This is a genomic window from Streptomyces sp. NPDC086787 (genome assembly GCF_044745865.1).
In the GTDB taxonomy this organism is placed as follows: Bacteria; Actinomycetota; Actinomycetes; order Streptomycetales; family Streptomycetaceae; genus Streptomyces.
On record NZ_JBIVBC010000027.1, the window covers coordinates 21,833 to 28,958 of the forward strand.

The 7,126-nt window shown below is 69.7% G+C and carries 8 protein-coding genes and 2 pseudogenes; 6 read left to right on the forward strand and 4 right to left on the reverse strand.

Going from position 1 to position 7,126, the window contains the following annotated elements; all coding sequences use genetic code 11:
• Nucleotides 1-118: 118 nt before the first annotated feature.
• Both ACIPK3_RS32895 and ACIPK3_RS32900 read left to right on the forward strand, forming a co-directional pair.
• Nucleotides 119-1,522 (forward strand): NDP-hexose 2,3-dehydratase family protein, encoded by a 1,404-nt coding sequence (locus ACIPK3_RS32895; protein WP_402575697.1) that lies wholly within the window; start codon nucleotides 119-121, stop codon nucleotides 1,520-1,522.
• Complete coding sequence (locus tag ACIPK3_RS32900) at nucleotides 1,519-2,502, forward strand: Gfo/Idh/MocA family protein (RefSeq protein ID WP_402575699.1); 984 nt, start codon at nucleotides 1,519-1,521, stop codon at nucleotides 2,500-2,502. Before ACIPK3_RS32895 ends, ACIPK3_RS32900 begins: the two co-directional genes overlap by 4 nt.
• Nucleotides 2,503-2,589: 87 nt before the next feature.
• Here ACIPK3_RS32900 and ACIPK3_RS32905 read toward each other — a convergent pair whose 3' ends face one another.
• Nucleotides 2,590-3,012, reverse strand: a complete 423-nt coding sequence (locus tag ACIPK3_RS32905; RefSeq protein WP_402575701.1) for an ester cyclase — start codon at nucleotides 3,010-3,012, stop codon at nucleotides 2,590-2,592.
• A gap of 140 nt (nucleotides 3,013-3,152) precedes the next feature.
• On the opposite strand from ACIPK3_RS32905, the gene ACIPK3_RS32910 reads away from it, so the two are divergent.
• Together ACIPK3_RS32910 and rfbB are read left to right on the forward strand one after the other, a co-directional pair.
• Nucleotides 3,153-4,220, forward strand: coding sequence for a glucose-1-phosphate thymidylyltransferase (locus ACIPK3_RS32910; RefSeq protein ID WP_402575703.1), 1,068 nt, complete (start codon nucleotides 3,153-3,155; stop codon nucleotides 4,218-4,220).
• Entirely contained in the window at nucleotides 4,217-5,212 is a 996-nt protein-coding gene (gene rfbB / locus ACIPK3_RS32915; protein ID WP_402575705.1) for a dTDP-glucose 4,6-dehydratase, read from the forward strand. The genes ACIPK3_RS32910 and rfbB overlap by 4 nt, the downstream gene beginning before the upstream one ends.
• A 154-nt stretch (nucleotides 5,213-5,366) precedes the next feature.
• Here the strand turns inward: rfbB and ACIPK3_RS32920 are convergent, their stop codons facing one another.
• Genes ACIPK3_RS32920 through ACIPK3_RS32930 form a run of 3 tightly spaced genes read right to left on the reverse strand, consistent with a single transcriptional unit; the run spans nucleotide 5,367 to nucleotide 6,336 of the window.
• Nucleotides 5,367-5,618, reverse strand: a complete 252-nt coding sequence (locus tag ACIPK3_RS32920; RefSeq protein ID WP_402575707.1) for a helix-turn-helix domain-containing protein — start codon at nucleotides 5,616-5,618, stop codon at nucleotides 5,367-5,369.
• Entirely contained in the window at nucleotides 5,618-5,956 is a 339-nt protein-coding gene (locus ACIPK3_RS32925; RefSeq protein ID WP_402575709.1) for a helix-turn-helix domain-containing protein, read from the reverse strand. Before ACIPK3_RS32925 ends, ACIPK3_RS32920 begins: the two co-directional genes overlap by 1 nt.
• Nucleotides 5,953-6,336, reverse strand: coding sequence for a type II toxin-antitoxin system RelE/ParE family toxin (locus ACIPK3_RS32930; protein ID WP_402575711.1), 384 nt, complete (start codon nucleotides 6,334-6,336; stop codon nucleotides 5,953-5,955). The genes ACIPK3_RS32925 and ACIPK3_RS32930 overlap by 4 nt, the downstream gene beginning before the upstream one ends.
• A gap of 51 nt (nucleotides 6,337-6,387) precedes the next feature.
• Here ACIPK3_RS32930 and ACIPK3_RS32935 point away from each other — a divergent pair.
• Nucleotides 6,388-6,628 (forward strand): annotated as a pseudogene (locus ACIPK3_RS32935) (site-specific integrase); the annotation flags it as partial.
• Between the two features lie 74 nt (nucleotides 6,629-6,702).
• Nucleotides 6,703-6,832, forward strand: a pseudogene (locus ACIPK3_RS32940) (NUDIX hydrolase); the annotation flags it as partial.
• Nucleotides 6,833-7,126 lie beyond the last annotated feature (294 nt).

A 7,126-nucleotide genomic window follows, 5' to 3' on the forward strand; every position in this document is an offset into this window, starting at 1 on the left:
CCAGGAGAATTCCGGGGCAGGTCCAGCGTCTCTCCAGGCACAGCCGATCGCGCCGCCCCATCGTCGTGGTGCGGCCGCCCGCCTCCGGGTGCGCGCGACAAGCCGAAGGAGCCCCCCGATGACCACAGTTGCGCCTCCCGCGCGAAGTCAGGCGCAGCGGAGCCATGTGCAGCGGTTCATGCTGTCCGCGCAGGCCCTCGACAGCGCGGTGACGCCCAACGAGGTGTTCCACGAGTGGTTCGCCGCCCAGCGCCGCACCAACCGCTACGACGTACAGCGCATCCCCTTCTCCGACCTGGTCGGCTGGCGCTTCGAGGACGCCACCGGGAACCTGGTGCACGACAGCGGCCGGTTCTTCTCGGTGGAGGGGCTCGGCGTGCGCACCGAGTGGAACGGGCACGAGACGTCGTGGTCGCAGCCGATCATCAACCAGCCCGAGATCGGCATCCTGGGCATCGTCGTCAAGGAGTTCGACGGCGTACTGCACTGCCTGATGCAGGCCAAGATGGAGCCCGGCAACGTCGACACGGTGCAGCTCTCCCCCACCGTGCAGGCCACCCGCAGCAACTACACCGGGGTGCACAAGGGCGCCGCGGTCCGCTACATCGACTACTTCAAACCGCCGCGCGCCCAGTCGCGGGTGCTCTACGACTCCCTGCAGTCCGAGCAGGGCTCCTGGTTCCTGCGCAAGCGCAACCGGAACATCGTGGTGGAGGCCGTCGGGGACGTGCCCGGGCACGAGGACTTCGTGTGGCTGACCCTCGGCCAGATCCACCAGTTGCTCTACGAGTCGAACGTGGTCAACATGGACGCCCGTACCGTGCTGTCGCTGATCCCGGCCTTCGGTGAGAGCGGCCCGCCGCTGCACCCCACCGAGCAGGTGCTGAGCCGGCTGACCGAGGTGAAGGCGCGCCGTGAGCTGGTGCAGCGCACCCTGCCGCTCAACCAGGTGGAGCGCTGGCGCCGTACCGACGAGGTCATCGAGCACGAGAGCGGACACCACTTCACCGTCATCGCCGCGTCGGTGGCGGCCGCCAACCGTGAGGTCAAGAGCTGGACCCAGCCGCTGCTGGCGCCGGCCGAGCAGGGGCTGTCCGCGTTCCTGATCCGCCGGATCTGCGGGGTGCCGCACCTGCTGGCGCAGGCCAGGTCCGAGGCGGGCGTGCTGGACGTGGCCGAGTTCGGGCCGACCGTGCAGTGCCAGCCGGGCCGGGCGCTGACCCTGCCGGCCGAGCTGCGGCCGCGTTACCTGGACACCGTGCTGCGCGCGACCTCCGACGAACTGCTCTACGACACCGTGCAGTCCGAGGAGGGCGGCCGCTTCCACCACGCCGGCAACCGGTACGTGCTGATGGAGGTCGGCGACGAGTTCCCGGTGGACGTGCCCGAGGAGTTCGTGTGGGTGACGCCCGATCAGCTGAGCACGCTGGTGCGGCACAGCAACTACCTCAACATCGAGGCCCGCACCCTGCTGACCGGGCTGCGCGCGGTGTGGTCGCTGGGCGGGGTGTTCGCCCGGTGAGCGCGCACGCCGTACGACCCCTGCGCCTGGGCGTGCTGGGCTGCGCGGACATCGCCCGGCGGCGCATGCTGCCCTCGCTCGAGCGGCAGCCGCTCATCGAGGTGACGGCGGTCGCCAGCCGCGGCCTGGACAAGGCCCGGGAGTTCACCGACCGTTTCGGCGGCGCGCCCGTGGAGGGCTACGCGCGGCTGCTGGAGCGCGACGACGTGGACGCCGTGTATGTGCCGCTGCCGCCCGAGCTGCATGTGGAGTGGACACTGCGGGCGCTCGCGGCCGGCAAGCACGTGCTGTGCGAGAAGCCGTTCGCCACCAGTCTGGCCGACGCCGAGAAGGCGGTCGCCTTCGCCCGGGAGCGGGGGCTGCTGCTGATGGAGGGCTTCATGTTCCTCCACCACTGCCAGCACGCCCGGGTGCGGGAGCTGGTCGCGGACGGGCTGATCGGTGAAGTGCAGCTGTTCTCCTCGGAGTTCGGCATCCCGCTGCGGGCGCCCGCCGAGCCCGGCGGCCTGCCCCGGCGGGCCAGCACGCTGCCGGAGGTGGCCGCGTATCCGATCCGCGCCGCCCAGTTCTTCCTGGGCCCCGGACTCCGGGTGGCCGGGGCCCAGGAACGCCCGGCCGGCCCGTACGGGCCGAGCCCCGCGGGCAGTGCGCTGCTCGTCGCGCCGTCGGGTGCGGCGGCGCAGCTGGCATATGGCGTCGAGCACGCCTACCGCAGCGGGTACGGGCTGTGGGGCAGCCGGGGGCGGCTGCGGCTGGAGCGGGCCTTCAGCACGCCGGACGACTTCACGCCCGTGCTGAAGGTGGAGCGCGACGGTGAGCTGAGCGAGCTGGTGCTGGAGCAGGACCGGCACTTCACCAACATGGCCGGGGTCTTCGCCCGCGCGGTGCTGCACGGCGAGGACTTCGCGCCGCACACGGAGGCGATCCTGGACCACGCCCGGCTGGTGGAGGAGGTGGACCGGGCGGCGGGGCGCGGCTGAGGGAGCGCGGCCACAGGGAGGCGGCCCGGTGCGGCGAGGGATTCCCCTTGCCGCACCGGGCCGCCCGCACGCACGGGGACAGGCAGGTCAGGCGCCCTGCAGGGCGTAGAAGTCGACGCCGAGCTGGCGGAACATGCCCGCCATGTCGAGCTGGTCCCAGTGCTCGGCGAGCAGGCCGTCCTGGACCCGCCAGATGTCGATGGACTGGAAGGACAGCGTGCGGCCGGTGGCCTCGACGCCGAAGAACGTGCCCTGGTGGGTGCCGGAGTACTCGAACCGGCCCGCTATCCGGTCGCCGTCCACGAGCACGTCGTGGGCGACGACCCGTACGTCGGGGAAGGCCTGGAAGATCTGCTGGAAGAAGGCCGCGTTGGCCTCGATGCCGTCGGCGACGACCGGGTTGTGGTCGATGTGCCCGGGCGCGGTGTGCTCGCCGATCGTGCTCACGTCGTGGCTGTTGACCATGTCGACGAAGGCCTGGACGAGTGCGCGGTGGTTGTCTGCTGCCATGGTGTCGGTGCCTTTCTCGGGCTCGCCTCGCGGAACTGCCCCCGAGGATCCGCACCCGCTCTTGAGCGGCCCTGGAGAGTCCCTGTGGGCGCGGCCGATCCCCCACTCCCGCTCAAGTAGGGGCTTCTAGCGTCGCGGCCATGAAGGCTCTCGTACTCTCCGGCGGGGCCGGAACCCGCCTGCGCCCCCTCACCCACACATCGGCCAAGCAACTGGTGCCCGTGGCCAACAAACCGGTGCTCTTCTACGGTCTGGAGGCGATCGCGGACGCCGGTGTCACGGAGGTCGGGATCGTCGTCGGGGACACGGCCGACGAGATCAGGGAGGCCGTCGGCGACGGCTCCAAGTTCGGTCTGTCCGTCACCTACATCCCGCAGGACGCCCCGCTGGGCCTGGCCCACGCGGTGCTGATCGCCCGGGAGTTCCTCGGCGACGACGACTTCGTGATGTACCTCGGCGACAACTTCATCGTCGGCGGCATCTCCTCCCTGGCCGAGTCCTTCCGCACGGACCGGCCCGACGCCCAGATCCTGCTGACCCAGGTCTCCGACCCGCGCCAGTTCGGGGTGGCCGAACTCGGCGCCGACGGACGCGTGGTGAACCTGGAGGAGAAACCGAAGACACCGAAGAGCGACCTGGCGCTGGTCGGCGTCTACCTCTTCACCCCGGCCGTGCACGAGGCCGTCCGCGCGATCGAGCCGTCCTGGCGGGGCGAGCTGGAGATCACCCACGCGTTGCAGTGGCTGATCGACGCCGGCCGCGACGTCCGCTCGACGACGATCTCCGGTTACTGGAAGGACACCGGGAACGTCGCCGACATGCTGGAAGTCAACCGGACCGTGCTGGAGCGGATGGAGCCGCGTACCGACGGCCGGGTCGACGACGCCAGCGAGATCATCGGGCGGGTGCAGATCGACGAGGGAGCGACGGTGACCGCGTCACGCATCGTCGGCCCGGCCGTGATCGGGCCGGGCACGGTGGTGTCCTCCTCCTACGTCGGCCCGTTCACCTCGATCGCGGGCGACTGCACGATCACCGACAGCGAGATCGAGTTCTCGATCGTCCTCGACCACTCCTCGGTGCACGGCGCCCGCCGCGTGGAGGCCTCGATCATCGGACGCAACGTGGAGGTGACGCCCGCCCCGCGGGTGCCCGCCGCACACCGGCTCATCCTCGGCGACCACAGCAAGGTGCAGATCTCGTCATGACGACCACCACACGCATCCTCGTCACCGGCGGCGCCGGCTTCATCGGCTCGCACTACGTCCGCACGCTGCTCGGGCCCGGCGGGCCGGGCGACGTGTCCGTGACCGTCCTCGACAAGCTGACCTACGCCGGCAACCCGGCCAACCTGGACCCGGTCCGCGGGCAGACGGGCTTCCGGTTCGTGCAGGGCGACATCTGCGACCGCGACCTGGTGGCCGAGCTGGTGGCGGGGCACGACCAGATCGTGCACTTCGCCGCGGAGTCCCACGTGGACCGCTCCATCCAGGGGGCGGCCGAGTTCGCCATCACCAACGTGCTGGGCACCCAGACCCTGCTGGACGCGGCCCTGCGCCGCCCCGGCGGCCCCGCCCGCTTCCTGCACGTGTCCACGGACGAGGTGTACGGCTCCCTCGCGGAGGGCTCCTGGCCCGAGACGGACCCCCTCAGGCCCAACTCCCCCTACGCCGCGTCCAAGGCGTCCTCCGACATCATGGCCCTCTCCTACCACCGCACCTTCGGCCTGGACGTGCGGGTGACCCGCTGCTCCAACAACTACGGCCACCACCACTTCCCCGAGAAGGTCATCCCGCTGTTCGTCACCAACCTCCTCGACGGCCACCGCGTCCCGCTGTACGGCGAGGGCCTGAACGTCCGCGACTGGCTGCACATCGACGACCACATCCAGGGCCTGGAACTGGTCCGCACCGGCGGGCGCCCGGGAGAGGTCTACAACATCGGCGGCGGCACGGAACTCAGCAACAAGGAACTCACCCAGCTCCTGCTGGACCTGGCGGGCGCGACCTGGGAGAGCGTCGAACACGTCCCGGACCGCCTGGGCCACGACCTGCGCTACTCGGTGGACTGCACCAAGATCAGCACCGAACTGGGCTACCGGCCGCGGAAGGACTTCACGGTGGGGCTGGCGGAGACGTTCGCCTGGTACCGGGAGAACCGGGGGTGGTGGGAGCCGTTGAAGGAGCGGGCGGCTCTGTGAGCCGATGACAGCACCAGGAATGCCGGGCCGGGTCGTTGAGCTCTTCCAGCGCTGCCGCTCCAGAGCGAGGACGGCGGTGGGCATTGACAACACTCGGTTCGGGCTGCGCCGGGACCTGCGGCAGATCCGCCACGACCGGGATTTGAGATCCGCGTCAAGCGGCCTTGTCGTGCGGCGTGAGACTGATACTCAAGTCGGCGCCAAGGGCACGGGCCAGGCGGCGCAGCATCGGAAGGGTGGGCACCGTTCCCCCGGCTTCGAAGCGGGAGATCTGCGGCTGCTTCATCCCGCACCGCTCAGCCAGTTCGGCCTGGGACAGCCCGAGCTCGGTGCGCCGGTCGTGGACAAGTCTGCCCAGCTCGCGGGCGAGCGCTGTGGAGGCGTCATGCATGGCTCCTCCCGACATCAGGCGGCCGGAGTGACGATGGTGACGGTGGGCTCGTCCCCGGGGGCGAGGTGCATGTCGACGGTGAGGTCCAGGGCTCGGGCCAGGCGCATGATGACAGCGATGGGCGGCAGTTCGGTGGCGGTCTCGATGCCTTCAATCTCGTCAGTGGTGGTGTGCAGGCGCTCGGCCAGGTCGGCCTCGCTCAGACCGAGTTGCCTGCGCCGGTCGTAGACGGCCTTGCCCAGCGTCATGGCCAGGCCGGCTTCTTCGTAGACGCGGTCGTACTCGGGGTCAGCGTCAAGGTGTTCACCGACCAGCCGGCGGTGGCGGCGAGTCCTCCATTCGCTGTGGTTCATCGATTCTCCTTGAGGTCGCGGCTATAGAGGTCGTGTTCGGCGGCTGCCTGGTGCTCGGCTTCGCACAGCCGTTGAGCGGTGTGCGCGCGGTCCACTTCGGCCTGCTCGCGCATCTTGGTCTTGCGGAACACGGTGAGCAGCACGACGCGACGGTCGGGTGCGAGCCAGTAGGTAATGCGCTGGTGAGCATCGCCGAGGCGGAAGCGCAGCTCGCGGAGCTTGCCGCCCAGGTGGCGGGAGTGCGGCTCGTCGAGCGTGGTGGCCTGCTCGGCGAGCAGGTCGGCGACGCGTTCGGCCTGCTTGTAGTGGTGGGCGGGAATGCTCTCCAGCCACAGCCGCACCTCCGGCTCGATCTCGATCGAGTACCGCCCGCTCTCCATAACACCGATGATATATGGCATGGGCGCGAGAGCGCGACTTCGCAGCTCAGTCACTCTGTGCTCAAATCCGCCCTGGAGCTCGCCGCCCGCGCGGAGGAGAACTCGCGCAACGTCGCCCGACATCCGCACTGGCACACCCCGACCACGACGCCTCGAACCTCTCACCGCAACCGAAGCCCGCCGACTCCTCACCGCCGCGCAAGATCACCGACTGCACGCCCTGTTCGACGAACACGCCCTCCGCACCGGACTCCACAAAGGCGAACTCCCCGGCCTTCGCTGGGAAGATATCGCGGTGAGGGGTTCGAAGCGGCGTGGCCGTGGGGTGCCGGTGCGGACGTTGCGGGCGACGTTGCGTGGGATATGGACAACGACCTGTGGGCCCTGCCCAGCGGCGGCATGGCGATGACGGACTCCCTGCCCGGCACCGCCATACGCGAGGTCAAGGAAGAAACCGGCCTGGACAGAGATCACCGGCCTGGTCGGCATCTTGACGACAGTAGTTGACGTCAGCGGACAGGCGTGACGCCCCCTTCGGAGCCGCGAACTGTTGCTCCTGTTCTCTGCGGTGCCATACGGCGGCGGCCAGGAGGGATACCTCATCCCCGGACTGGGCAAGAAGAAGCTCGCCAAGCTCCCCGCCAAGGACGTACGCTCGCCATCTCCGACGAGTCCGCCGAACTTTGGAGCCCTCTCTGAACCCCTTTCATCCTGTGCTGTGGGGATGAAAGGGGCTGGTCAGGTGTGGTGACGTGGCGAAGCCCCTCGTCGTTGGTGTGGTGATCTCACT

Coding starts and splice junctions, on each gene's coding strand:
- ACIPK3_RS32905 (WP_402575701.1), bottom strand. CDS start 3,012: ATGGCAGCAGACAACCACCGCGCACTCGTCCAGGCCTTCGTCGACATG.
- ACIPK3_RS32910 (WP_402575703.1), top strand. CDS start 3,153: ATGAAGGCTCTCGTACTCTCCGGCGGGGCCGGAACCCGCCTGCGCCCC.
- rfbB (WP_402575705.1), top strand. CDS start 4,217: ATGACGACCACCACACGCATCCTCGTCACCGGCGGCGCCGGCTTCATC.
- ACIPK3_RS32930 (WP_402575711.1), bottom strand. CDS start 6,336: ATGGAGAGCGGGCGGTACTCGATCGAGATCGAGCCGGAGGTGCGGCTG.
- ACIPK3_RS32920 (WP_402575707.1), bottom strand. CDS start 5,618: ATGTCGGGAGGAGCCATGCATGACGCCTCCACAGCGCTCGCCCGCGAG.
- ACIPK3_RS32925 (WP_402575709.1), bottom strand. CDS start 5,956: ATGAACCACAGCGAATGGAGGACTCGCCGCCACCGCCGGCTGGTCGGT.
- ACIPK3_RS32895 (WP_402575697.1), top strand. CDS start 119: ATGACCACAGTTGCGCCTCCCGCGCGAAGTCAGGCGCAGCGGAGCCAT.